The 1,433-nt window shown below is 43.4% G+C and carries 1 pseudogene; it reads left to right on the top strand.

Annotated elements, in window-relative coordinates:
* Positions 1-1,433: pseudogene (locus tag ACTHUM_RS14060) on the top strand (TonB-dependent siderophore receptor); the annotation flags it as partial.

The raw sequence follows: 1,433 nt of genomic DNA on the forward strand, positions 1-1,433 counted from the left end.
GCCTGTAACAATCCTTTGAAATTGCCACGTAATACTTATTTGGGTGAAACCTCATGGTCACGCCTGAATGCTGATAAATACAATATTTTTTCCGGTTTCAAACATGTCTTTGACAATGGATGGCAACTCAATGCCGAAATTTCTTATACGCGTAATGATTCAGATGCCAAAGTCGGACAATTTTTTCTGAAAAACGAACACGCGGCAGGTATTTCAGCATCTGCGGCAACGGGTTTCCTAACTGAAAAGGGAGAGGTTATCCCTTTTGAGCCTAAAGACAAGGCGTTGGCAAAATTAAAAGAATATCGTGATGGCGTCACGAAAACATATGAAGAGAAAAAAGCAGATTATGTTGCCCATCATTTCGATTCATCTGCTTTTGAACAATATCGCTCCCAAAGGGCGGCAGCACGTCGGGCAGGTTTCGATCAATGTATGCAGGACATTGGTTTGGATTTCCTATGCAACGACTGGCAGGATCCGGGTGTAGAAGTAGATAAAAAAGAGTTTATTGATAAGGAGCTTGCAAAGCAAGGAATTATTAACAATGCAGAAGGCCTGTTTCCCAACCGTCTATACGACTCAGCATACAATCTTCGCCACACATACAACCGCCGTTACAACTTCATGCCGTTGCACTATACCAAACACGATGTGCAATGGGGCTTTAAGCTGGATCTGACAGGTAATTACCGCCTGCTTGGGCGTGAACATGATTTCTTTGTCGGTTATGCGTATAACAATGAAAAAATTCGTTCTGCTTATACGGAAATATATCAAAACCGTTATTTTGTCCGTCCTCAAGGTTATGCAGGTGCAGGCAGTTGCGGCATTCATCCCGATGGTCCGGAGCGTAATCCTTTAGAAAAAGGTATTGTCGAACCAGATTGGCATATTTATAACGAAAAAGGTAATAACAAGATCTATGTGCCGGAATGCAGTGGCGCGCATGTGACCAAATATACTCCTCGTTTGGATGCAGAGGGTAAGCCTGTCTGGACAGTCAACGACAATGGTGAGCGCGTAATGGTGCAAGATCCTGTTTACGAATTGGATGCAAATGGAAACAAAATACAGGAGCGGGATGAAGAGGGAAATTTGAAATGGGCAAACCAATATCTGAAAACGCCGCTGTGGAAAACTGTTCAGGTTGCAGATGATCATGTTCCGGCGTTATACAATTATTCGAAATACCTTAACACGAATAAAACACATTCTTTGACTGTCAGTACCCGCTTTAATGCAACCAACCGTCTGCATCTCTTGGGCGGTATGCACTATACGCGCTATGAAACCACACAAGCCAAAGAAATGCCTGTACGCTATGGCCAGCCTGCTACGGCATTTCAAACTGAGAGCAGTAACAAAATCGCCAAAGAACACTCCACCTACAAAATGCAAAGTCATCGGTTCACGCCATATGCAGGCATTAA

The sequence above is a fragment of the Neisseria sp. P0021.S006 genome (genome assembly GCF_051956895.1).